Genomic DNA, 24,122 nt, shown 5'->3' with positions numbered 1-24,122 from the left:
GTAAACTATGCTGCGTCGCGCTCTACCTTATCAAGCGTAGAAAAGCCCCCAGCTATGCGCGTTACCACGGTTACCGCACAGGCTGCTGCAAACACGTACGCTAACATTGCAAAATACTGCGGCCATATGCAGAACGCCAAAAACACTAAAATGGTTTCAGTACCTTCCGTTAACCCCTGCATATAGTAAAAACTTTTGTTAGCGAACTGAGGCCTGTCTATTTGAAACTTCTCTGCGGCAATAGCAAACGCCAGAAAGCTGCTGCCGGTGCCAATAAAGGTAGCTAACAGTACCATTGCTGGTATACCCCACTCTTCAGGGTTGGCAATACCAAATGCTAGAGGGATAGATGCATAGAAAAGAAAGTCTAAGCAAATATCCAAAAAACCACCCGCACTGCTGCTACTTTGTTGATAGCGCGCCAGTTCACCGTCTATGCCGTCAAATATGCGATTTAATATGATGCAGCCTAGCGCCATATTCCACCAGTTAAGAATAATAAAGGGGACAGCGAAAATACCTATAATAAAGCCTGCCACCGTAACTTGATTCGGGCTGATGCCTATTGCATCCAGTGTTGTGATCAAAGGCTTTAATAGCGGTTTAATAAAGGGGGTAATTTTCGCGTCTAGCATGATGATAGCTCTATGATTTGACCGCCGGCTGCAAGGGCGTCCTCGTTGTCGTGTGTTACAAGAACTGCCGGAATGTTTCGCGCTTTAAGCTGCGCGAATGTCCAGCTTCGAATTTGCTCACGAAGGGCAGAATCTAGCTTGCTAAATGGCTCGTCTAATAATACTACGTCAGGCTCAGAGGCAAGCGTTCTTAGCAGAGAAACACGGGATTGCTGCCCGCCTGACAATGACGTGACTGCCCGTTCCCCTATGCCCTTCAAGTCGACAGCGCTAAGCATTTCATCGATAGCCACCATTTTAGCTTTTCGGTTAGCGTGACTGTCTGAAGGCATGGCGAAGGCAATGTTTTCAGCTACCGTCATGTGCTCAAAGAGCAAGGCGTCTTGAAACATAATGCCTACTTTACGCAAATGAGCTGCTTTATCGTTTACTACAACCCCGTTAACTTTAATTACACCGCTCAAACTGAACGGCCCATGAAGTTGGCCGCTTATTGCCTGAAGCAAGGTAGACTTACCGGCGCCACTTGGCCCCATTACCGTTAAAATTTCACCGTTTTTTACACATGCGTCCACCTTTAACAGCGTGCTTTGTGCACGAGAAATCACCAGACTTTCTAAACTAAGCGCCATGTAATACTGCTCTACTCTTTTTCTTTAAACTACGCACCTTGTCACTCGGTTTTACCAATGCGGCAGGTAGATACCACGCCATCAAAAAGCCAACCAACGGCATAATCGCTTGGATAATAACAAATACCGCTGTTAAGCGCGTACTGCTTCCCGACACTGAGGCAACGGCTTCTGTAGTGATAGTGGCAATAGTGCCCCCCGAGGCCAGTAACGTAGGTAAGTACTGGCTGAAGCTAATGGCAAGCCCCAGCGCCCAAGCCACCATAATGGCCGAAAACAGAGATGGCAACTTAACATGGTAGAACACTTGCCAGGGCGTTTTTCCTAAACTTTGTGCAACCATGGCGTATCGTATGTCGAATTTGCGATAGGCTACCGCCATAGACAAAAACACGTAGGGCACCACATAAACCATATGAGCAATGTAGGTGTGAAACCAAACAGCGTCTTGCAGCACGAGTTGCTGGAACCAAACCAGGCCATATAAAAAAGCCACACCAGGGACCAATAGCGGCAAAAACAACGAGACAGAAAACGCCCTTTCAGCATTTTTACCTACGGGTTTAAGGTGTTCGCTCTCAAGAGTAAATAACACCAGAGCTATTGCCGATGTACTTACCAGTATGCCCAGCAATAAACTATTGGAAAGTGGTGTCGCGAGAGTTTCAACCGCTGTTCGCCAATGCAATAACGTTGTACCTTCTGGGAAAAGATCAGGATACGCCCACTGCTTGGCAATTGAGTACATGAGCACCGAGTAAATTACAGCGCCTATCAAAGCAATGTATAGCGCAACAGTACCATGGGCTGCGCCATGCACAAAACTATCAAAAAAGCGCCTATTTCCTTTCGCAAGCCTTTTCCTTCCCACATATATAACTACGCGCTCGGCGCCTAACAACAGAAGTAAAGCCCCCCCACTAACTGCAACCTGGAGTACAGCGGCACTGCTCGCTAATAAGCGCATAGATAAATCGATATGATTAAACCAATGCATAATCGCTACGGCCAACGTGCTGGGATTATTCCCCCCTAATATAAGTGGAATTTCCACATTAGAGGTGGCGAAAACCAACACCGCTAAAATAGGTAATTTGATTTGTGCAAAGACAACGGGCATCACAAGCTTAAAAAAGGTTGCTACAGGCGAATAGCCTAGCGCCGTGCCAACTTTGATATAACCAGAAAGCTTACTTTTGACTAACGGCTGGGACATTACGCTAAGCGCCATTAAAATAATAAACGGCAGTTCTTTTAAGCTTAACGCCAGCAGTACACTTAGCCCCCAAGGATCATTTGGGAAAAAAGCGTCGCCAGCACCAGGAATGGCAGCGTTCGTTCCAACTGCAGCTATCCGAGCAAATACGCCTGACGGGCTGAATACAAATAGCAAGGCAATGGCTGCGCCGGCGTGTGGAAAAACAAGAAACGGGCTCAATAAGCCTTGGATTTTGTTAAGCCAATTCGATTGATAAAATGACGCTAATAATAAAAACGCGCCAGCTATCGCCAGCAATGTGGACCCCACCCCAGTAAAAAGTGAAAGCCACACCATCTGCCAAATATCTTTAAGAGAAAAGAGCGTTTTAAATACGTCGAGTGAAAGGGTGTTGGCACCAATGGCAGGAAAATAGCCTAACGCAGGAAATGCCACACCAACCAATCCAGCTAAAACAGGAACGCACAGTAAAAGTACTAAGCACCAGCGTGCAACGCGAGTAAACTGAGCAAACATTAATAGCGTGCTCCGTAGCGTTCGTACCAAGCTTCTCGCAATGCATCAGTCCAACTTGAATGAGGTTCAGCCAGCAATATGGTGGGTTGAGACTTATCCAGCGCCGACGGGTGAATATTGTCTTCTACGAAAAGCGCTTGGTCTGATGCTGAGAGGCTTTCAAGATCAAGCACTGTATCGTCTCCCCACACCTCTACCGCCTGTTTTTTAGCTTGTGCCTGCGGTGAAAGTAGGAAGTTAACCACCGTTTTGGCCGCCGCTTTGTTCTTTGAATTATAAGTAAGCCCTACAAAGTGGACGTTTGCCAAGCTGCCGTCTTGCATTGAGTATGTACGTACGTCCTCGGGTAAATCAAAGCGAGTTACCGCCGACGGAATTTCTGAAGCGGTAAAAGAGAAGGCCATTGAAAGCTCGCCCGTTCCCACCAAACGTTGCAGTTGGGAGGCTTGCCGTAACATGTGTTTCCCCTGCTGCCACATAGTAGGATGCAGCGCATCAAGATACGCCCACAAACTCGGTAAAACCGCATTGAGCGATTTATCATTCGCTGGCTGATAGAAAAGGCCTCGATTATCTTTATTAAGTGCAAGCGCTGCATACTTAATAAAACTAATACCTAAATAATCGTTAGGTACTGGGTAGGTAAATCTACCTGGGGATTTTTGACTAAACCGTAGAAGCTCTTCAATGGTTTTCGGCGCCATTAGCCCTAGCGTATAAAAGTGTGCGCTACGGTAGTAAAAAACCATAGACGCTTTCCCCCAAGGCGCCTCCATACCTAGTGTAGGCTCACCAAAGTCTTTGGTTACCGCGGGGTTTTCATCAGGATTAGTTAGGCTAAAGTTGTCAAGTTCATCTACCCACGAAGCACTAAGCAGGTCGTGCTTTTTCATTGCCGCGAAGTTTTCACCGTTTATCCAAATAAGGTCAACACTGCCGTTCTTGTGATTACCTGCCGCCTTTTCAGCAAGCACTCGAGAAACCGCATCGCTAGTGTCGGCAAGCTTCACGTGTTGAAGTTCTATGTTAAAGCGAATCTTAACTTGCTCGGCTACCCACTGAAGATAGCCGTTGACCTGCGCGCTACCACCCCAGGCATGAAATCGAACAAGAGGTGTTTTTTCGCCGGCTGCTTCATCGTTAGTTTTGCCCACCGCAGGCTTGGCTACAACAAATACTGACAAAACGACTATGCAGCTAAAAAAGAATACCTGCATGGTGGTAAAAAAGGGGCTATTTGTACTTAACTGTCCCTCAGCGTGACATTCTGAATCCATTTGGGGTGCATTCAGGATAGTACTGTAAGTGCTACTGTGCAGCATTTAGCGCCCAGTCATAATCAAGGTATTCAATATCAGCGGTATTCTTTTCTAATGAGGTAACTTGCGCTTCGGTTAACTGCATTGCGTCTTTGTATAACAAAATAAACGCGTTGAGCGTTGACGTGCCTCGCCACGAACCACTTTCACGATCAAAGTCTTCTCTGTACCAATCAAATATTTTTGATAAGTGAAGTGTGTTATCGCTCATTTTATTACGAGAGGCGTCAGCCAAAAATCGCTTAGTTTGAGCCTCCAGCTGTTCGTCTAGCTTATCCCCTGTGTAAGCTTCTTCACGAAGCGCGGGGCAACCTACGCTGGCACAATTCACCGCGAAATGAATGCGAGGCTCGTTATAGGTTTTTGTGGTTTGGTTTGTACCGCGAATAAGTTCGTGTTCAATTTCATCTAACGTGCGAGTTTCACCAAGCAGCGGGGCTATCTCTTTTTTCCAAGGCGAAGAAAAGAAACTTCCTAAATCTCGGATAGAGTCAATAGCTGGATACTCAGTTAAAATAAGCTCGATAGTGTAGGCGTTGTAAGCATTAATCAGAAAAGCGAGCTGTTTATCTTTACCCCATGAGTCGAATGTACTTTGCTTAACCTTAGCCAATTGCGCTAAATACTCGTTAAGCCTAGTCCGCTCTTTTTTAAAACCATCGTAATTTACTTGAGTGCTTGCGCCGTTAGAAATAGGCGTTACATACTTACTTAATAAGTTATCGAACGTACTATGTAGGCCTACTTCAGCGCTAGCATAAACACTTGCGGTTGCAGCAAACAGCACCAAGCTGCCTACTGCAATGCCACGTGCCACCGCACTGCCACGTGATAAACGGGCAATTTTAAGTATGAAAGTCGTTAAAGTAGCTTTCACCTCTATTACCCTCTGCGCCATGTATGGAACTTCTCTACGTAGCTGAGTAATTTTTCAGGCACGTTTGCCCGTTTCCAATTACCCGCTGCGTATTTTGCGCCTTCAGCCCAGGTTGGGTAGGCGTGAATAGTACCTAGTATTTTGTTTAACCCTAGGTCGTGTTTCATCGCAATAACAAACTCAGCCAGTAAGTCTCCTGCGTGTTCCGAGACGATAGTAACGCCCAATATTTTGTCTTTACCTGGCGGCGTAAGTACTTTAATAAACCCTTTTCTGGCACTTTCCGCAACAGCACGATCTAATTCTGCAAACTCATATCGCGTTACTTCAACGTCAATGTCTTGCTCGGCAGCGTCTCGCTCACTCAGCCCTACCCTCGCTACTTCCGGATCGATAAACGTTGTCCAAGGAATAACGCGATATTCTACTTTAAATTTCTTAAACGTTCCGAACAGAGCATTTACCGCAGCGTACCACGCCTGATGTGAGGCAACGTGAGTAAACTGATAAGGACCTACTACATCACCAGCAGCAAAAATATTTGGCATCAGGGTTTGCAAGTATTCGTCAGTTTCTATGGTTCTATCGAACTGAATTCCCAAATCTTCAAGGCCAAACCCATTAAGGCGAGCTTTTCGTCCCACAGCCACAATGACTTCGTCGTAGGCAATGGTAGATTCAACACCCTCTTTCGCTACAACAAGTACTTTTTCACCGTCTTGTTGTTCAAAGCGAAGCGCGTCATGAGACGTTAATACGTTTACGCCACTCTCTCTAAGCACAGACTCAGCATATGCCGCCACATCCGCATCTTCCTTACCCATTAAACGTGGCGCACGTTCAACTTGCGTAACTTCGCTACCAAGGCGTGAAAAGGCCTGTGCTAGCTCACAGCCAATAGGCCCACCACCTAATACGATTAAGCGCTTTGGCGTGTCTTCAAGGTCAGCAAATTTAGACCACAAGGTGTCAGAGGTGACATAACCGCTTTGCTCAATGCCTGGTAATTCTGGAATAAATGGTGCTGCACCTGTAGCAACCACAATATTTTTTGTGGTTAGTGTTTGGGTGCCGCCATCGTTCTTTTTGATTTCCACCGTCCAAGGGTCGATGATTTTCGCATAGCCTTTTACAACATCAACGCCCAAGCTTGTGTAACGCTCTACACTGTCATTAGGCGCGATTGCCGCAATCACTTCGTGCACACGTGCCATCACCCTTTTAAACGACATCGCAGGTGTTACCGGTTCTAAACCATAGTTATCAGCATGACGCATTTGATTGGCCACTTTTGCCGTTTTTATGATTGCTTTGCTCGGTACGCAGCCGTAGTTAAGACAGTCGCCACCCATTTCGCCGGCTTCTACTAGCGTGACTTTTGCTTTCACCGCAGCAGCAATATAGCTGGTAACCAAACCACCTGCACCCGCCCCAATAACCACTAAGTTGCGATCAAACTTCTTTGGCTTGCTGTAGCCCTTGTACACGCGACGGCGATTTACTATCGCCACAATCGCTTTTGCTATCCAAGGGAATATGCCTAAAAGTACAAATGAAAAGATAAGCCCAGGCGAGACAATGCCAGACAAACTGTCTATTTGCGCCAGTTGCGTACCCGCATTTACATATACGGCAGTGCCGGCAAGCATGCCTATCTGGCTTACCCAGTAAAATGTCCAAGTCTTCAGTGATGTCAGCCCCATTAACAGGTTGATTAGGAAAAACGGAAATACTGGCACTAGACGCAGAGTAAACAAGTAAAACGCACCTTGCTTTTCCACGCCCTCATCAATTTTTTTAAGCTTTTCTTTAAACTTATGTCGCACGGTGTCGCGCAAAATAAAGCGAGAAACTAAGAACGCCAGCGTCGCCCCCACGCTCGAGGCAAACGATACTATAATTAAGCCCTGAACTAAGCCGAACAAAGCCCCTGCCGCCAAGGTCAAAATAGCCGCTCCCGGCAGAGAAAGTGCAGTTACGGCAACATAAATGGCAAAGAACACACCAACACTTAATACCGGGTTTTGTGCAATCTGCGCTTGAAACGTGTCAAGTGAATCCTTCATACCTTGAAGGGTTAGATAGCTATTTAAATCAAAATAAAAAAAGCTGAATATGGCGGCAACAATAACCCCTAAAAGCGCAATTTTCTTAAACATAAATATCCTTAGCGCTTAAAACGCATATTGCATGGTTACTTGAGCATGACGTGGTACATTTGGCATAACAAGCGTCGCACCGAAATATCCACCTTCAAACAGGGGCTGCCAATTTTCTTCATCGGTCACATTTATGATATCTAAACGTAAGCGAAGATCATCTGACACTTGATAATCTGCATTTACGTCAACCGTATATTGGTCACGAATGTGCACAGTTTGTAGGAAGTCTAGTGGGAATGACTTGGTATATAGTGCACTTGCACCCACTTGTAAGTCATCCGTAATTTGCCAGCCCGCGTTAATAGAAGCAATTTGTGGTGGAATACCCTGAACCCGACTGTTCGATGCAGGGAACGCGGCAAATGAAGGTGATCCTACTCCTGTACCTTCAATAATATCAGGGCGGCTATTATCAAACGCATCAATAACCTGCGCCGTACCTTGAAACGCCGCTGAATCATCAAAACGCGCGTCCAAGTAGCTATAGGCGGCATTGATCCAAACATCGTCTGTTTGATAGAACATTTGTAGTTCGAAACCTTGTGTTTTCACACCACTGTTACTGCCGTCACGGTTACGTAGGCTTCGGGTTTGGTCAAACACAGCGGCCTCTGCGTACCAGGTGCTGTTTGGCGCATATTTTACACCCACTTCGTACAGCGTATTTTCAGTAGCGAAGTTAAGCGGGTTAATTTCATTATTAGCGCCTAACACCGTGCCTCCCGCCATGCTGTTCGATGTCGCGTCGTTCTCTGAAAACGCCGCGTATACGTTCACCTCACCGGTTAATTTGTACACTGCACTTAACTGGTAGCTGGTTAACGTATCGCTGTACGAATCTGACGCTGCCTCAACTCCAACAGGTGCTAGAGGGTCGCGGGCATCTACGTCATAGTAATCAACTCGAACGCCAGCAATAGTTGAAAATTTGTCGGTCCACGTAGAGCGTTGCTGAAGCGCAAGGCCTGTTTGCCATGCGGTAGAGTCGGTGGTGTCTGACAAATTAAAATCGCCATTACCATCACTATTTAGGTCGTATTGTGCTCCTGGTGAAACATATACGCCAGGACGCAGCTCAACTAATCGGGCTTTTTGGGCGTCGGTAAGGGGAATAACGCGGTTTGAGATAGGCCCGGTCAAATCAATCGGATTATCGGCTTCAGTGGTAAACTGACTATAGCCCAGCACGTCGTTATAACGAAGTGCTGCGCCTACGGTCGTAGTTTGGCTGTCGTTCCACTGATAATCTAGCTCGGTGCGGTTTTCAAACGTGTCAGCGCCATCAATGATCTCAACAAAACTATTTTGCGCAATTTCTTCCCGTTCAAGGTATTGGTAGTAAGAAATGTTGCGAAGCGCAATGTTGTCAGCAACCTTATATTCAATGTTGCTTCGAATAACCGTGGTTTCTGCGCCGTTAATGTCGTCAGGATTAGTGAATACGCGGTTGCGAGGAATAACCACTTCACCAGTAGGAGAAATGATGGCACCGGCCCCAGGAACTCTGCTGCCATTGGGCTGAGTGCCTTGCCCAGTAATATAAATACCGTTGTCAATAAGGTCTTGCGTTGGGCGGTTTATACCTGCGTTGTCTGGATAGTCTGTATCATAATACTCCGCACTAATATCCCACGTCAGTGCTTCGCTCGGCGCATAGCGATACGCTACAAACAAGTTAATGCTATCGCGCTCGGCAAAGTCATAAAAACTGCCATGGTCTAAGTACTCTGCACTAAAGCGGATACCACTTTTACCCTCTTCTATAGCTTTACCATAATCGACTTGCGCAGAATACTGATCCCAGCGCCCCGCGCGCAGGGTGACTTTCCCCTTACTATCTGTGGTCGGCGCGACCTTAGTTTGAAGGTTTACAAAGCCACCGTTGCGCTGTGTACTACCAAACAGCACAGGGGATGGCCCTTTCACCACGTCAATTTGTTCAACGCTATTAAATGACAAAGGCAAACCAAAGCCATTGTTGCCCGCTTGACGTCTTATACCATCTTGAAAAAGCTCACCAAGTTGGCCACGTATACTAGGCAAGCTTGGTGTACCAAAACCGCTAGAGGCATAGGCGTTAGGCGCCGCTTTTACGATGTCGTGTAAATCGTTAATGTTAAGTGCCTCTATCGCTTGTGCCGACAGCGATGTAACCGCTCGTGGTGTCTCAGCTGCACTTAAACCGCTACCGAATATTCCTTTAAGTGTGTTATCGCCAGGATTTAACGTATCTACGCTTTGCTGGTTTCCTGTTACTTCAACGACTTCAATATCTGTTACCTGCTGAGCATAGAGCGATTGACTGATGGCAAGTGAGAGTGTGCTAACGGCGAGGCCGATTACTTTTTTCATTAACAAATCCGTATTTTTATTTCTTATTCGACAAGACCGATACGTGCCACAAAAAATTTCAGTACATTTAATTTTCAAAAAAATCTTTAAAAACACAAAATTAATTGAAATTTTTATTTTGAACGATCGTTCTAGTATGCTTGCACTATTATACTTTTGGAGCATTTATGCAAAACAACACCGATATTCAAAACCGACTGCAATGGTCTCTACTTTCTCTTCGCGTAACAATCTTTATCGTTATGTTCGTATGGACACTCGATAAGTTTGTTAACCCCGCACACGGCATGGCCATTTTTGAAAAGTTCTATGGTATCGGCGGCGTGCCTGAAATGGCCGTTTACATTATGGGCGCACTGCAGCTTGGGCTGGTTTTAGCGTTCTTAGCGGGAATTGCGAAGAAATACACCTACGGTCTTATTTTTATCCTTCACGGTGGGTCTACCCTGTCTTCATTCCCGCAGTATCTAGATGCCTTTAATCACCTGCTGTTTTTTGCTGCATGGCCTATGTGGGGCGCGTGTTTTGCACTTTTCTTATTGCGCGATGCCGATACAAAATTTGCCTTTGGCAAGTAGCGGCTGTTCATTAAATAACACCGCTAGATACAGCTAGCTAATTGACCTGTTGCACACTTAGCGCGCAGTAAACTCGGATGTTTTTTACCGAGTTAACAAGACGACTAGGCTTTATCAGCATGTAACTTACTGTTTGGCAGCAGCGTACAGTTGCTGCCATTCAGCCTCTTCTACAGGCATAATTGACAACCTTCCACCTTTTTTGACCAATGGCAGTTCGGTAATACCGTCCATCGTTTTAATCACTGAAAGCGGCAGAACGCTTGAAAATTTCTCTACAAATTTCACGTCAACCCGATACCAACGAGGGTTGTCTTGACTGGATTTAGGGTCGAAGTACTTTGATTCAGGGTTAAACTGGGTGATGTCTGGATAGCCGTCTTTTACCACTTCGGCAACGCCCGCAATGCCCACCTGCTTACAGCTTGAATGATAGATAAAGACTTTATCGCCCAGTTTAACGCCATCTCGTAGAAAGTTACGCGCCTGGTAATTTCTTACACCATCCCACGGTTCAGTTTGCTCAGGACGGTTTGCTAAGTCATCGATAGAAAATGCATCAGGTTCTGTTTTAAATAGCCAATACGCCATGTTTTTATTCTTTCTCTTAATCTTTGCACGCTCATTAAAGCGCATATAAACAAACACACGCTGTTCGCGTTTTATTACCTCCAGTATACAAAGCGCTTTTATTTAATGACAGTGCTATACCTTAGCTTGGCTAAGACTGCTATAATTATTCACTTAATCTGAGCTCTCCCCTATTTTGAGTTCAGCAATTCCCTGATTTATCTAGATGTGATTACTATGCAAGCCACCATTAAGGCCGATCGCGGTCTGTTTTCTTACCCTAAATATTGGCCACACTGCCTGGGTACTGCGCCGTTTTTACCCATGTCAAAGGAAGAGATGGATGCCCTTGGCTGGGACAGCTGTGACGTTATTTTGGTAACGGGCGATGCGTATGTAGATCATCCTAGTTTTGGCATGGCGGTGATTGGTCGCGTGCTTGAAGCGCATGGTTTTCGCGTGGGCATTATTTCTCAGCCAGACTGGACCAGCAAAGACGATTTCATGAAGTTGGGTAAACCCAACCTGTATTTCGGCGTAACCGCCGGCAATATGGACTCTATGATCAACCGCTACACGTCTGACAAAAAGCTTCGCCACGATGACGCTTACACGCCAGGCAATGTAGGCGGCAAGCGCCCTGACCGCGCAGTAACCGTATATTCACAGCGTTGCCGTGAAGCGTTCAAAGGCGTACCTGTTATTGTTGGTGGCATAGAGGCTAGCTTGCGTCGTATTGCGCACTACGACTATTGGAGCGAAAAAGTACGCCGCTCTGTATTGTTCGACTCTAAAGCGGATATGCTTTTTTTCGGTAACGCCGAACGTCCCCTTGTTGAAGTAACGCATCGCTTAGCGGCTGGTGAAGATATTGCCGATTTGCGAGACATTCGCGGTACTGCGATTATCGTAAAAGAAGCTTTACCAGAGTGGCAAGGTGTTGACTCCACCTCACTAGACAGGCCAGGCAAAATAGACGCCATTCCAAGCCCCTATCAAATGGAGCCTGAGTGTGACTCGCAAGATAAAGACACCAAAAGCAGTGAAGCGCCAGAAGCCGCACCCATCGTTATTCAGCCTGCGCAAAAAGAGAAAGAAAAGCGTAAGCCTTGGGAAAACGTGTACGTTAAGCTACCTGCATACGAAACGGTAAAAGATAATAAGGTGTTATACGCGCACACGTCGCGTATTTTGCACCAAGAAACCAATCCAGGTTGTGCACGAGCCCTCATGCAGCGCCACGGTGACAGACACATTTGGATTAACCCACCGGCCATGCCGCTTGAAACCGAAGAGATGGACGCGGTATTTGATTTACCGTATCAGCGTGTGCCTCACCCTGTGTATGGTGATGCAAAAATCCCTGCTTACGACATGATCCGCTTCAGTATTAATATTATGCGTGGGTGCTATGGTGGCTGCACATTTTGCTCTATTACCGAGCACGAAGGTCGAATTATTCAAAGTCGTTCCGAAGACTCGATCATTCGCGAGATAGAGCAAATTCGCGATACCGTACCGGGCTTTACCGGCGTAATTTCAGACCTAGGCGGCCCAACAGCGAACATGTATCGCCTGCGTTGTAAGAGCCCCAAAGCGGAAGCCACCTGTCGTCGCCCTTCTTGCGTGTACCCTAGCATTTGTGCGCACATGGATACCGACCATAAGCCAACAATCGACTTATACCGCCGTGCTCGCGAATTGCCTGGGATTAAAAAGATTTTAATTGCTTCAGGCGTGCGGTACGACCTAGCGGTAGAAGATCCAGAATACGTAAAAGAGTTAGCCCTTCATCACGTAGGCGGCTATTTGAAAATAGCGCCAGAGCACACCGAAGATGGCCCGCTTTCAAAAATGATGAAGCCGGGCATGGGAAGCTATTACCGCTTTAAAGAACTATTCGATAAATACTCACAAGAAGCGGGTAAAAAGCAGTACCTAATTCCTTACTTTATTGCATCGCACCCGGGTACCTCCGACGAAGACATGCTAAGCCTTGCGATTTGGCTTAAAGAGAACAAATTTAAGCTCGATCAGGTACAGAATTTTTATCCGTCGCCAATGGCAACGGCTACCACCATGTACCACACCGAGGTCAATTCCCTTCGCAAAGTCACTAAAGACAGTGAAGAGGTGCCTTCTGCGAAAGGTGAAATCCACCGTCGATTACACAAGGCGATGCTGCGTTATCACGATCCTAAAAACTTCGCACAAATCCGTGAGGCCCTCAAGCGTATGGGACGTGAAGACTTAATAGGTCGCGGTCCTCAGCACCTTGTTCCACCGGAAACGGCAAATGAAAAGCGCCAGAAAGCGCAAAAAGGTCGACGCGGTGAACGCGCACTTACTAAACATACCGGGCTTCCTCCTACGTTTCAGGGTAAAAACAGCAAAGGTAGAGATGGTAACAATGTAAGTCAGCATCGACGCAACACTAATGGCGCAAAAGCTACCAACAACGCTAGCAGTAAAGGCCCGCAATCAGAAAAACGCGCGAACAGAGACAATGTGGCTAATCGGGGAACAGGTAATAAGGGGCGACGCAAATGAGTTACAACCAAAGTCGTCAAACATTGAAGTACGAATTGTGAGGATTTGTATAGATTTCGTTCGCCCTAAAAATTAGGGAGATAAGAACAACGCACTCTCGTATACGTATACATAAAAATACCCAGTGACCATCACTGGGTATTTTTTAAAAAAGCAAGCCAGATAGTTTAAATATCAGCTACCGTGCATTTGACGCCGCTAATAGATGCAAGCTCACCGTTTTGGTCATTGCGTAAAACGCATTGCTCATCATCAGTTAATAGAGTAAAGCCAAAAGCAGGGTTGTCGTGCCTGCCTTCAATAAGCAAGCCGCGGTTATCTACATGCGCTTTTCGCTCGATCATCACTGTCGAAGAGGTCATAAACACGTTATCGGCCAGCGTAATTTTAATACCACCAAACCAGTTGCTTATGGCGTTTTCAAATAACTTCTTTTGCTCAGTAGATAAGTCTTGAACGAGCGCTTCGCGCAATTGTGCTGATTTATTCACAGCACAACCACTCGAAAACGCAAGGATCAAAGTTATTAAACAAAAACCTACGCCAACGTTGCGCACTATTTGCGTTCCTCAATCACAGGCTGGTTAATTTTATTGTGCAAAATGAACATATCTTTGCGTTCGTTAGGGTTGTCGATTGAAAGCAAGCTTCCACCGACTAAACTGTCTTGAGAAGAACGCAGCGCATTTACGTCAGCCGCCTCAGCGCTTGTTGCCGCTACTTCAGGACAGCTTCCTGTTGCAGAATACTGCAGCGCCGCAGATAGCATACCTTCTTCAGGTTCACCTAAAGCTGCAGAGAAATCGTCCGCCACTTCACACCCTGGCAATTCGAAGTCAAAATTAGGAGCAGCTGATGGCATAAAACCATCCGCGTAATCGCCGAAGCCCTTATTGTTAACGCCTTGGAACTGAATAGTAAAATACGTTTCACCGCAGTTATCAGTAGGATAGAAGCCATAAGGCTTACCGCACGTTGTTGAACCAATTTGCACGACTTCTACATCTATACCGCGCAATCCATTCATTAGTGCTTCGCTTGCAGAACACGTTGAATCTGTGGTGATAACGTAAACACGTGTCAACGATAGTTCAGGAAGCAATTCATTCGTAAGCACGCCCGCGTTGTAGTCGATAACATTACGGTAAAAAGGTGTTGGTCTTAACGAAGAGCCAGTCACTGGGTTGGTGTTGGGGTTTTTGTCATTGAAACGCGAGGTTTCGAAAATTGCGTCATTAGTCTGATTGGGGCCCGCAACCATATACGACAACTGAGAAGCCATCGCTAGAAGACCACCACCGTTATAACGTAAGTCGATCACAAGCTCGGTAACATTTTCATCAACAAAAAGGTCAAACGCGTCGATCAAGCCTTCCTGAGCGGTACGAATGAACGAGTTGAATTGGAAATAACCCGTTTTACCGTTTGCTGTATCCAATACTCTTGCATTCAATACAGGAGATACGCTAACTGCACCCGATGTAATGCTTGCATTCAACGTTGTGCCGTCGTTAAGTTCAAAGCTAAACTCATTAGTCTCGCCGTCTTCGTCTGGAAACAAACCCGCGTTGATCGCATTGACGCCCGCTTGGGTGTTGTCGTTCACAAAATCAACACCATTTACGCTCAGCAGTTTTGCGCCACGAGTAACGTTTGCAAGCGCTGCTGGCGAATCAGGCTGAGTGAATCTAACAAGAAGCTCTCTTGGAGGTGCAGTCGAGATAAACTCCCACTCGAACCCATAACCCGAAGAAACCCCTGATTGCGAAAGCTCATTGTAATCCGCAGTATTTTGTGAAAAGTGAAAATTATCTTTAGGCGTTCCGCTAGGCGTCAACTCGTTGGTTTTTAGCTGATCGAAATACGCTAGAACCGAAAAGTCCGCAGGATCGTTGTCTGCGACTTCGTCATACCAAAGGTATGTATCGTTGGTCCACGAGCGTAGCCACAGTTTTTCGTCCATTTCTGTGCCTTGAGTATCTGGATAAGCCTCACCAGAGAACGGATCGATACCCGAGCGTGGTGTCTCACACTTGGCGATAAATTCAGATTGAGGTTCATATACCCCTGGTTCCCACGATGAACCTTCACCGCTTGGAGGCGTCGGCGTAACAGGTGGATTAGTAGGTGTAGGCGTCACAGAACTGCCGCCACCGCCTCCACAGCCGGTCAATAATGACAGTGTGACAGCCATGGCTACACATGAATACTTATACATGCTTTTCATTGGGGTATCCTTTTTTACTACTAGCGCTTAATATGGTTGTTATTTGATGATATTGCCACATTGATATTACTCTAACCACATTACACATTTTTAAAATGTTTCAAAATGTTAAGGTGAGTTACATTTTAGAAGCGCAATGTCCATTAAAATGCTTCATCTTCTTTCTTTTTTAAAAAGCCCACAGCATTGGCAGTGAGACTGCTAACATAAATGCCATCATTGGTTTCTATGGCACCTGTAACAAAGCTAAAATTTCCTTGGGGATCTTGAGCATTAAGCGTAATTTTGCCGCTTTCATTAACTTTTATTAAGTGGCCATAAGCGCTAGCAGTGGGACGAAAAAATTGGGGCAACCGCTGTATCATCGCTCTCAACATTGGTGTAGCTGAAAGTGCATCAACGAGCGCTGATCGCTCGGACGCTAGGCCAATGAAATATTCGTTTGAGCCTGTAGCGCTGATATTATCAGGAAAACCGGGTAAATTATCCAAAAATACATCAACGCTTCCCTTTTTATCTCCGTTTAAATAATAGCGCAATATTCGATAATTACCGGTCTCGTTTACCAATACTGAGCGTTCATCGTGGGACACAGCTACACCGTTGGCAAAGACCAACCCATCTATAAGGATTTCAGTATGACTGGTGTTTGGATCAAATGCTAAGAGCCTTCCATTTCCTTGGTGTTCGAATATTTCTAGCATGCTTGCTTGAAGGGTGCCACCATACTGTTTTGCAGAAAACTTCGTAGTAGCATCGGTAAAGTAAATTATTCCATTTGAGGCAACATCAACGTCATCAGCGAATACAATTGGCGTTCCATCAACACTATTGCTTAAAACGGTAATTTCCCCTTTCGGATTTGCTTTCAATAACCCCAGAAACGCATCGGCAATGAGTAAGTTACCACTTTTGTCGTACTCTAAACCTAAAGGACGGCCCCCCGTATTTATCCACCGCTTAAAATTCTTATCTTGCGGCTTTTTGCGCAGTATATAACCAGAATGACTTGAAGTGGCGATGACGCCATTGTCATCAATTGCAAAGTCCTCGGGTCCCAATTGCCCGTCAATGTTGATAGTTGAAAGCGCTGTCAGCGCGCTATTTTCAGCAAAGTCACCTACTAAACCTTTGTTTGATGGCGCGCTCCAATAACTTGGGGTAATGGGCACAGGTGCAAACGAAAGATAAGTCACAACGCCGCAGACAACCAGCCATACAATTTTCACATTAGCTCCGTGATATTGAACGAAAAGACTACAGTAGCAAGATTTGAAAAAAATGTGACCTTTTAAGCATTACTCAATGTTGTATTAATACTCGCGATTAAATTACGAATTCGTAAACATTCATCCTTATTGAACGCTACCTCGTTATAGCAATAAACGTCAGGAGGTAGTATGTCTTATTACTCTAATCGCGCAGGCGAATGTTTATCAAAAGATGTCGATAGAGAAATTCGGGCAAGCCACGCCGGAGAAACGGGTGCTGTGTACATTTATCGCGGTGCGTTGTTTGCCGAGTTTATTCTAAACGTGGTTAGACCTGCTAAATCAAACAGCGAGTCGTATGCGTTTATATGCGAGCATCTTCATACCGAAAAACAGCACCTTGCTATTTTTGAAAATGAAATGCCTCAGTTCAGAGGAAGTATACTGCTTCCTCTTTGGATAGCCGCGGGCTTTGTAACTGGTTTTTTGCCAAGAATGTTTGGGAAGAACAGCTTTTTTTACACAGTATACTGTGTCGAGCAGTTCGTTGACGAGCATTATGAAAATCAGTGCCAACGACTTTCATCCCTTCATAACGTGCCACCTAATGTCATCGATTTGTTTAGACTGTGCCAAAAAGATGAGCAACAACACAGGGATGATGCACGGGCTAAGGTTACATGCTCACCCAATCTAGCAATGAAATGCTGGGGTCGAGGGTTGGCGATAGGTTCGTCCTTGGCGGTAAGGTTTGCAGAACATCTTTAAATTGAAAAATGTACGCGTATTAAGTGCGCTCATGTTTAGTTAAAAAAGGGAATGACAAGGTGGGCAAATCAAGCAGGATCAGGTCACCTAAACCGTGCGACGACTGTGGTATCGCGTCGCATCAGCTTTTTAGGGTAAAGACGCAACAGACGATCCAGTGGCGTTTAGTCTGTAAATCGTGCCAAACGATTGCAGCTTCTAACTGTACCTATCAATACGGTGGTACATGGAAAACAAAGAAACGTAACTAAGATTTTGTCAGTTGAATTTTTATTTTTTGCGAAGAGAGTTTGTTCACCACACTCTCTTCGCCTAACAGTTTACGTCGGTTTAACGTCGCATACCGCATTGTGAGTTTCTCTCTTAGTCATTTCACCGGCACGCTTACTGCGGTGGAGTAAAATACTTCCGCGATGTAAACTCCACACAGCGTACAACACCATAGGTATGTTCAACTGAAGAGAAGCAACGTTAAGTGTGGCGCCTTGATGCACAGCGGCATATGTCGCTAACAATATAACCACGCTTACACCCGATATGAACAACCAAACAGGCTTTGTTAGTGACTGTACTGCGGCCGTGACAATAATATTAATCAACATCAGGCACCAAAAAACAACGATGAGTGATCCGGTAAAAAACATATCGGCTACAGCGGTTAATGACAAGGCGCTTACACTCCCCCACACTACTGCGTACCAAAGTCTGCTTGCTAAAGGTGGATGTGCTTTTTTAGATAGCCAAATCTCCATTCCAGAGACACACAGCATGGTGAGCATTACCCCAAGTACAAAATAGAACCACTTGCTGGTTAAGCCTGCAAAGTCACCAAAATGCAGCCGATACATCGCCCATATCAACTGTTTTCCCCACTCTCCCTCTTCGTAACCAGCGTTTCCGATATAATTACCTGCGGTATCGAAACGGTATCCCTCTGCGTAAATCATCCTATTTGGCGCTTTGGCGTAAATTTCAATGAACTGTTCAGGCTTACCCACCTCGTGTACCGTTAAAAAAATTGGCGACTTCTCAGGCGCTAAGGTTTCCATTTGCGCAAAAGCTTTACCAATAGCAGGCTCACCCTGCTGTGGGTTCAATACCGGATCAGGGGTGAATATTTGGTCAATTACCGCATCTCGGTCGCCGCCATAGTTAAGCGTAGCAACCACAACCAAAATAATACCCGCCATACCGAAATACGCACCAGTAATGCCTATAACTAAATGAAAAGGTGCGGCCCACAGACCAAAACGATTGTGTAAATCAATTTGTGCTTGCTGCCCATTTCCGCCCCTGCGAAGCTTAAATGCATCTTTGGCAATACGCTTATGAGCGATAATTCCGGTGATTACCAACGTACAGATAATGGCACCAAGGGCGCTGACTAAAATCATTCCCCAGCTATGCGGCAAATTTAAATACAAATGCAGGTCCACCAGCATCTGTGTAAAAGAAACGCGTTCTTTTTCTAATAAATTTCCATCGCTGTCAGCAAAGTAAGCGGCATGGTCGTTTTCAACAACTAGCCGTGGAATATCTGAAGTAGGGAATACCACGTAAAGGTGATGAGACTCTTGCGTATTTTGAGCGAGAAAAGTCGCCATGGCTTTTTCAATAGCTTCAGGCGTTACATTCTCCATTTCCTCAATGTGTGGTTGCTCCCACCTTTCGAACTCTAAATGAAAAACGGCAATGGTGCCGGAAAGGCATACTAAAAAAAGCAATACACTTAAAAAAACACCAACCCAAGTATGCGCATTTAATGCATTTTGTTTTGTAACTTTATCCATCGATATTCACCTACATGGGTAAGAAAATAACAACTGGTAGACACAACGCAGATAAAACCGCGTAACCAGCAGTTACTTTAATTTTGTGGGCTGTGGCAAAATAGTGATAAACAATAAGCCCCCACAGTATTGGTAAAATCACGGTTGCTGTAGCTAATTGACCAGCAATTGAGAACGGGAGTAGTGCACATATTCCAAGCGTGAGTAACACACTGACAACTAACAGGACAACAAGCACCACTATGTAGTTTGCAATGTTCTTCAACACGGTACCTCGCGAGAAGTCGAAGCGCCTTGGCTGAGGTGTATTTTGAGGCTGTGGTAAATGCGTTTGGTTAAAAGCAATGAATGGCCATACCAATATGGAAGGAATACACAACGCATACAATACGCCAAACTCCCACCCCTGGGCATAGGACCAGCACACTGCTGAAAGCAGCCATACGACAAGACCTAGGTAGAGAAAAGCTGGCGCTTGAACGCGCCAACTTTTATAGATAATCCCTAGGGCTGCAATTGTTATCCCACCCGCTGCAACTGAAAGCATGATAACTCCTTAGAACGAATAGGTAAGCGACGCGGTTACCGTTCTGCGTACTCCAGGGAAACAGTCCCCTCTGAATAAGCATGAGGTGAGGTACTTTTTATCGGTCACATTTCTTACGTTCAGCTGCACATTCAAATTGTTTGAGAGTGCATACGACATCATCAAATCGCCAAGGGTGTAACTAGGCGTGTCGTATCTTATAACACCGTTTTCAGAAACAGACTCTCCCACGTAGCGAACACCAGTTCCTACGGTCAGCGCTTCCAGCTCAAGGGGTGAGTAAGTTACCCACATTGACGCATTGCTATCTGGCTGCGCTGACAGCGAGAAACCATTAGGGTCTTCTGCATCCATAACTGACGCAGCAAATTGCACTGCTACCTGGCCAAAGTTTACCCGCCCCTCCAACTCAACACCTTCTATAGACGCAACGCCTTGCTGTTGCTCCGCTTCGTCTGGTAATCCATTTGGATTAGGAAGATTAGACACTTCAATATCGTAATAGGCCAGCGTGATAAAACCAGGAAATGACGATAGTTCATACTTAATTCCTGCCTCATATTGACGGCCTTCTTCTGGCTTAAGCTGTCTATTATTATTATCTAAACCCACTACTGTCTCAAACGACTCAGCGTAACTAAGGTAAGGTGAGATACCGTTATCAAATCGGTACAAAATTCCGGCTGAGTAAGATGTTTGCGTGTCATCTTGCTCTGTCACGCCAGTATCGTTGTCTACGCGATCGTGACGCAAGCCCAATGTCATTCTCCAGTTCTTGTACGAAACCTGGTCTGATATATAAAGACCTTTGTCTGTAACAGTTTGTTCGGGCGCGTCATTATAGATTGCATCGAATACCGACTGTTCTGGCGCGCCCGTATAAACAGGGTTGGCCAAATCTAAAATGTATCTAAAGTCACCTTGCAAGACACCACCACCGGCATAATAAGCAGAGTTAGCGTCCGTTTTTACATTTTGGTATTGGACACCCGCCAATAGCTCGTGTTCTAAGGAGCCTGTTGAAAAGCGCTTGTTCAGGCGAACATCAAAGGCGTGTTGGCTGAAGGTATTGTCTGCTTGATAGAATGTTCTGGGAACAAAAGTATCGGTGGGCGCCACGGGTGCTCCTACAAAAGCATTCAGATAGCGAGTACTACCTGTAAAAGTTGGCCAAGCTTGGTGATAGTCTGCTTCGCCATCCCGCCATAAAGCGGTAAATGAAAGTGACGTTGTATCGTCAATTAAGTGCTCGCCAAGTAAGGTAATCTGGTTCGACTTAGTATCAAATTTATTAAAATCTGGTTCGCCCGCGTAAACATCCTGATCAGGTAAATAAGTGCCGTCAGCCAAAGGCAATAACGTGCCCTCTACGGGAATAAACTGCGCAGCTGTATCACTATTAGTATCTTGAAATAGTCCGATAAGGGTTAGCGTGGTATCGTCTGAAGGCATAAAGGAAAGTGACGGCATTAGTACTTGCGTGTCATCGCTAACGTAGTCAACCTGAGAGTCAGCATTGCGATAAATTCCAACAAACCGACCCATCCATTTATCATCTTCCGATAGGCTACCGTTCACATCCAACCCTACTTGTGCGCGATCGAAGTTTCCGTAAGACAACACAACTTCACTACCTTTACCCAATGTCGGCGCTTTTGACACGTAGTTCATTATCCCGCCGGGGGAACCTTGTCCGTAAAGTACAGAGGCTGGTCCTTTGAGTAACTCAACCTGTTCCATAGTGTAGATTTCAGCACGCGTGGAATTATAGCTACCAAACAATTCTTGAATGGAGTCACGGTAGCGCGGAATACTCAGTCCCCTCGAAGATATTGAATCGACGCGAGTGGCGTATCCATAGGACTCACCCGTTACACCCGCCATATACGTAGCAGATTGAGAAAGATTTAATACGCCTTTTTGCTTTAGATCAAGTGCCGTTTCAATGGATATAGTACGCGCTAGTTCAACAATAGGCGTGTTGGATTTTGTAGCGCCGAAAGGTGATCGCGTACCGAGCACCTCTATTTTTTCAACACTTTTATCAGGTTCATATACGCTAGTTTCATTTTCATTTTCTTGCGCATGTGCGTAAGAGAACAGTGAAACTGTTACCGCTAAACTAAGCATTTTCTTATTCATGTTAGGTATTTTCTGTGGTTAATTTTGTCAGTTTGTCTATTTCAAGAATAAAAAGAACTGATAATTTTATTAGTACTTTTGTCTAATATATCAAATACACACGCAAATGATAACCAGTGTCATTAACATTATCAAAAAATAAGAAAGAAACCGTAATAAAGTTCGTTGTTGGTGAAAGTCAGTGTATACCGAAATAAAAAAGCCGAACTAACATGGTTAGTTCGGCTTTTTAAGGTTATCTGAAACGATAAACTAATAGCTATGCCGCTTCATTGTCCAGTTCCGACTCTACAACTTCATGACTTAATAAGTATTCAAATGCAGCAAGCGAAGCTTTCGCGCCCTCACCCATTGAAATCACTATTTGCTTATATGGAACTGTCGTAACGTCACCGGCAGCAAAAATGCCGGGTTCAGACGTGTGACACTTAGTATCAACGATAATTTCACCATATTGTGTCATGTCAACCGTGCCTTTCATGAACTGGCTGTTAGGCACAAGTCCAATTTGAACGAATACACCAGCGAGTTCACGAGTGTGTACTTCGTTAGTTGAACGGTCTTGGTATTCAATAGCGTTAACTTTGCCATTTTGAGCAGTAATTTGGCGTGTTGCCGCATTCTTGATAATAGTAATATTGTCACGCTTTTCAGCTTGGTCAATAAGTACCTTATCTGCTTTAAGTTCTGGCATAAATTCAAATACTGTCACCGATTTCACAATGCCTGCAAGGTCAAGTGCCGCTTCGATCCCTGAGTTACCGCCGCCAATTACCGCTACGTCTTTACCTTTAAAGAACGGGCCGTCGCAGTGTGGGCAGTATGCTACGCCATTACCGATGTTTTCTTTTTCCCCTGGAACACCAAGTTCTCTCCAACGCGCCCCCGTCGCTACAATAACTGTGCGTGTGCGGATCTGTTCACCAGAAGACAGCGTAATGGTCTTGATGTTGCCTTTCTCAATACTATCAACACGTACGTGCTCTTTAAGCGTAATATCGTAATCGCGCACGTGCTCCATTAGGTTACCTACAAGCTCAGGGCCTGTTGTTTTAGGTACGGAGATTAAGTTCTCAATGCCCATTGTATCTTTAACTTGGCCGCCAAAGGTTTCGGCAACAATGGCTACCTTAAGGCCCTTACGCGCGCTATAAATTGCAGAAGCAACGCCCGCCGGGCCACCGCCAATAACAGTAACGTCCTGAAGCGGCAACGCATCGCCTTTGTTTGCTTCTTTAAGGCTTGGGTCACGTTCAATGAGCTTGTTTATCAGTACTGAAGCATCAACTTTACCATTCGCAAATAGCTCGCCATTAAGATATACACTAGGCACACCTTGAATGTCGCGCTCTTGAATTAGATTTTGGTATAACCCGCCGTCAATCATTTCGGTCTTGATATTAGGGTTAATCAATGCAAATTGATTTAGCGCTTGGACGACTTCTGGGCAATTGTGGCAGCTCAAGCTAATAAATACTTCAAAATTAAGTGGTTCATTTACGGCTTTCACCATCGACTTAACACTATCATCTAGCTTAAGTTCAGTGCCCGCTGCGTGCAGCATGGCAAGTACAAGAGAGTTAAACTCGTGGCCACCAGGGATACCAGAAAAGCGAATTCCCGTATCTTCGCCGTCAGCTTCTAATAGGAAGCTGATAGCACTGCGCAGTTCGCCGTTTGTTTCACGCTCTTCTACTTTTAATTTTTCGCTTACTGAAGCAATGTCGGACAGAAACGTTACAAGCTCTTCGCGCTTGCTATGTTCACCGGTCTGTACGACAAAGGTTACGTCTTTTTGCATTGACTCAGCATATGATTTCAATGCTTGTAAAATTTCTTTAGTTAACACGGTTATTCTGCCTTATTTTCGACACGCCGATCCCCGCCAACCTTTGAATAGGTCAACAACATAAGCGGAAATTGGAAGTTAATATCAGGGAGTGGAGACCCACTCCCTACAATCTATATGCTTAATACTCGACAATGCTGAACGCACTGGCCGTAAGGGTATTAAGCGCTAAGCGTGC

18 protein-coding genes are annotated in these 24,122 nt (G+C 45.4%); 3 read left to right on the top strand and 15 right to left on the bottom strand.

What is annotated here, in order from left to right; genetic code table 11:
• Positions 1–5 precede the first annotated feature (5 nt).
• From BK026_RS03735 to BK026_RS03705, 7 genes are all read right to left on the bottom strand, one after another.
• Complete coding sequence (locus BK026_RS03735) at positions 6–635, bottom strand: CDP-alcohol phosphatidyltransferase family protein (RefSeq protein ID WP_071814603.1); 630 nt, start codon at positions 633–635, stop codon at positions 6–8.
• On the bottom strand, positions 629–1,267 hold the full coding sequence (locus tag BK026_RS03730; protein WP_071814602.1) for an ATP-binding cassette domain-containing protein: 639 nt from the start codon (positions 1,265–1,267) through the stop codon (positions 629–631). The genes BK026_RS03735 and BK026_RS03730 overlap by 7 nt, the downstream gene beginning before the upstream one ends.
• Complete coding sequence (locus BK026_RS03725) at positions 1,257–3,002, bottom strand: ABC transporter permease (RefSeq protein WP_071814601.1); 1,746 nt, start codon at positions 3,000–3,002, stop codon at positions 1,257–1,259. Before BK026_RS03725 ends, BK026_RS03730 begins: the two co-directional genes overlap by 11 nt.
• Complete coding sequence (locus BK026_RS03720; protein ID WP_371264978.1) at positions 3,002–4,219, bottom strand: ABC transporter substrate-binding protein; 1,218 nt, start codon at positions 4,217–4,219, stop codon at positions 3,002–3,004. Before BK026_RS03720 ends, BK026_RS03725 begins: the two co-directional genes overlap by 1 nt.
• A 91-nt stretch (positions 4,220–4,310) precedes the next feature.
• A complete protein-coding gene (locus tag BK026_RS03715) occupies positions 4,311–5,174 on the bottom strand; it encodes a DUF547 domain-containing protein (RefSeq protein ID WP_256253927.1) in 864 nt (287 codons plus the stop codon).
• 29 nt (positions 5,175–5,203) lie between these two features.
• Positions 5,204–7,357, bottom strand: a complete 2,154-nt coding sequence (locus BK026_RS03710; protein WP_071814600.1) for an FAD-dependent oxidoreductase — start codon at positions 7,355–7,357, stop codon at positions 5,204–5,206.
• A gap of 15 nt (positions 7,358–7,372) precedes the next feature.
• Positions 7,373–9,712, bottom strand: coding sequence for a TonB-dependent siderophore receptor (locus tag BK026_RS03705; protein WP_071814599.1), 2,340 nt, complete (start codon positions 9,710–9,712; stop codon positions 7,373–7,375).
• A 167-nt stretch (positions 9,713–9,879) separates the two neighbouring features.
• Here BK026_RS03705 and BK026_RS03700 point away from each other — a divergent pair, with 167 nt between their 5' ends.
• Positions 9,880–10,290, top strand: a complete 411-nt coding sequence (locus BK026_RS03700; protein ID WP_071814598.1) for a hypothetical protein — start codon at positions 9,880–9,882, stop codon at positions 10,288–10,290.
• Between the two features lie 126 nt (positions 10,291–10,416).
• Here BK026_RS03700 and BK026_RS03695 read toward each other — a convergent pair whose 3' ends face one another.
• Positions 10,417–10,881: an EVE domain-containing protein gene (locus BK026_RS03695; RefSeq protein WP_071817474.1), complete on the bottom strand. Its 465-nt coding sequence runs from the start codon at positions 10,879–10,881 to the stop codon at positions 10,417–10,419.
• Between the two features lie 216 nt (positions 10,882–11,097).
• Here BK026_RS03695 and BK026_RS03690 point away from each other — a divergent pair, with 216 nt between their 5' ends.
• Complete coding sequence (locus tag BK026_RS03690) at positions 11,098–13,410, top strand: YgiQ family radical SAM protein (RefSeq protein ID WP_071814597.1); 2,313 nt, start codon at positions 11,098–11,100, stop codon at positions 13,408–13,410.
• A 167-nt stretch (positions 13,411–13,577) separates the two neighbouring features.
• On the opposite strand, the gene BK026_RS03685 is transcribed toward BK026_RS03690, so the two are convergent.
• The 3 genes from BK026_RS03685 to BK026_RS03675 all read right to left on the bottom strand — a co-directional run bounded on the left by BK026_RS03685 (position 13,578) and on the right by BK026_RS03675 (position 16,866).
• Positions 13,578–13,901 (bottom strand): hypothetical protein, encoded by a 324-nt coding sequence (locus BK026_RS03685; RefSeq protein ID WP_256253667.1) that lies wholly within the window; start codon positions 13,899–13,901, stop codon positions 13,578–13,580.
• Positions 13,902–13,966: 65 nt separating this feature from the next.
• The gene (locus BK026_RS03680; protein ID WP_071814595.1) at positions 13,967–15,637 is read right to left on the bottom strand and encodes a S41 family peptidase; all 1,671 of its coding nucleotides are present in this window, start codon (positions 15,635–15,637) and stop codon (positions 13,967–13,969) included.
• A 143-nt stretch (positions 15,638–15,780) separates the two neighbouring features.
• Complete coding sequence (locus BK026_RS03675) at positions 15,781–16,866, bottom strand: SMP-30/gluconolactonase/LRE family protein (RefSeq protein ID WP_071814594.1); 1,086 nt, start codon at positions 16,864–16,866, stop codon at positions 15,781–15,783.
• A gap of 171 nt (positions 16,867–17,037) precedes the next feature.
• Here BK026_RS03675 and BK026_RS03670 point away from each other — a divergent pair, with 171 nt between their 5' ends.
• Positions 17,038–17,616: a demethoxyubiquinone hydroxylase family protein gene (locus tag BK026_RS03670; RefSeq protein WP_071814593.1), complete on the top strand. Its 579-nt coding sequence runs from the start codon at positions 17,038–17,040 to the stop codon at positions 17,614–17,616.
• A gap of 320 nt (positions 17,617–17,936) precedes the next feature.
• Here the strand turns inward: BK026_RS03670 and BK026_RS03660 are convergent, their stop codons facing one another.
• The 4 genes from BK026_RS03660 to ahpF form a co-directional block, all read right to left on the bottom strand.
• Positions 17,937–19,406, bottom strand: coding sequence for a PepSY domain-containing protein (locus tag BK026_RS03660; protein WP_071814591.1), 1,470 nt, complete (start codon positions 19,404–19,406; stop codon positions 17,937–17,939).
• 10 nt (positions 19,407–19,416) lie between these two features.
• Complete coding sequence (locus tag BK026_RS03655; protein ID WP_071814590.1) at positions 19,417–19,953, bottom strand: hypothetical protein; 537 nt, start codon at positions 19,951–19,953, stop codon at positions 19,417–19,419.
• 9 nt (positions 19,954–19,962) lie between these two features.
• Complete coding sequence (locus tag BK026_RS03650; protein WP_071814589.1) at positions 19,963–22,095, bottom strand: TonB-dependent siderophore receptor; 2,133 nt, start codon at positions 22,093–22,095, stop codon at positions 19,963–19,965.
• Between the two features lie 259 nt (positions 22,096–22,354).
• Positions 22,355–23,944: an alkyl hydroperoxide reductase subunit F gene (ahpF, locus tag BK026_RS03645; protein WP_071814588.1), complete on the bottom strand. Its 1,590-nt coding sequence runs from the start codon at positions 23,942–23,944 to the stop codon at positions 22,355–22,357.
• Positions 23,945–24,122: the final 178 nt, after the last annotated feature.

This window comes from Alteromonas sp. V450, assembly GCF_001885075.1.
Classification (GTDB): Bacteria; Pseudomonadota; Gammaproteobacteria; order Enterobacterales; family Alteromonadaceae; genus Alteromonas.
The sequence above is the reverse complement of the archived record's forward strand: the minus strand, read 5'-3'. Positions and strand labels throughout refer to the sequence as shown.

Bases quoted from the DNA above. Each gene is read 5' to 3' on its own strand.
- BK026_RS03735 (WP_071814603.1), bottom strand. From the start codon at position 635: ATGCTAGACGCGAAAATTACCCCCTTTATTAAACCGCTATTAAAGCCT.
- BK026_RS03730 (WP_071814602.1), bottom strand. From the start codon at position 1,267: ATGGCGCTTAGTTTAGAAAGTCTGGTGATTTCTCGTGCACAAAGCACG.
- BK026_RS03725 (WP_071814601.1), bottom strand. From the start codon at position 3,002: ATGTTTGCTCAGTTTACTCGCGTTGCACGCTGGTGCTTAGTACTTTTA.
- BK026_RS03720 (WP_371264978.1), bottom strand. From the start codon at position 4,219: ATGCAGGTATTCTTTTTTAGCTGCATAGTCGTTTTGTCAGTATTTGTT.
- BK026_RS03710 (WP_071814600.1), bottom strand. From the start codon at position 7,357: ATGTTTAAGAAAATTGCGCTTTTAGGGGTTATTGTTGCCGCCATATTC.
- BK026_RS03705 (WP_071814599.1), bottom strand. From the start codon at position 9,712: ATGAAAAAAGTAATCGGCCTCGCCGTTAGCACACTCTCACTTGCCATC.
- BK026_RS03700 (WP_071814598.1), top strand. From the start codon at position 9,880: ATGCAAAACAACACCGATATTCAAAACCGACTGCAATGGTCTCTACTT.
- BK026_RS03695 (WP_071817474.1), bottom strand. From the start codon at position 10,881: ATGGCGTATTGGCTATTTAAAACAGAACCTGATGCATTTTCTATCGAT.
- BK026_RS03690 (WP_071814597.1), top strand. From the start codon at position 11,098: ATGCAAGCCACCATTAAGGCCGATCGCGGTCTGTTTTCTTACCCTAAA.
- BK026_RS03680 (WP_071814595.1), bottom strand. From the start codon at position 15,637: ATGAAAAGCATGTATAAGTATTCATGTGTAGCCATGGCTGTCACACTG.
- BK026_RS03670 (WP_071814593.1), top strand. From the start codon at position 17,038: ATGTCTTATTACTCTAATCGCGCAGGCGAATGTTTATCAAAAGATGTC.
- BK026_RS03660 (WP_071814591.1), bottom strand. From the start codon at position 19,406: ATGGATAAAGTTACAAAACAAAATGCATTAAATGCGCATACTTGGGTT.
- BK026_RS03655 (WP_071814590.1), bottom strand. From the start codon at position 19,953: ATGCTTTCAGTTGCAGCGGGTGGGATAACAATTGCAGCCCTAGGGATT.
- BK026_RS03650 (WP_071814589.1), bottom strand. From the start codon at position 22,095: ATGAATAAGAAAATGCTTAGTTTAGCGGTAACAGTTTCACTGTTCTCT.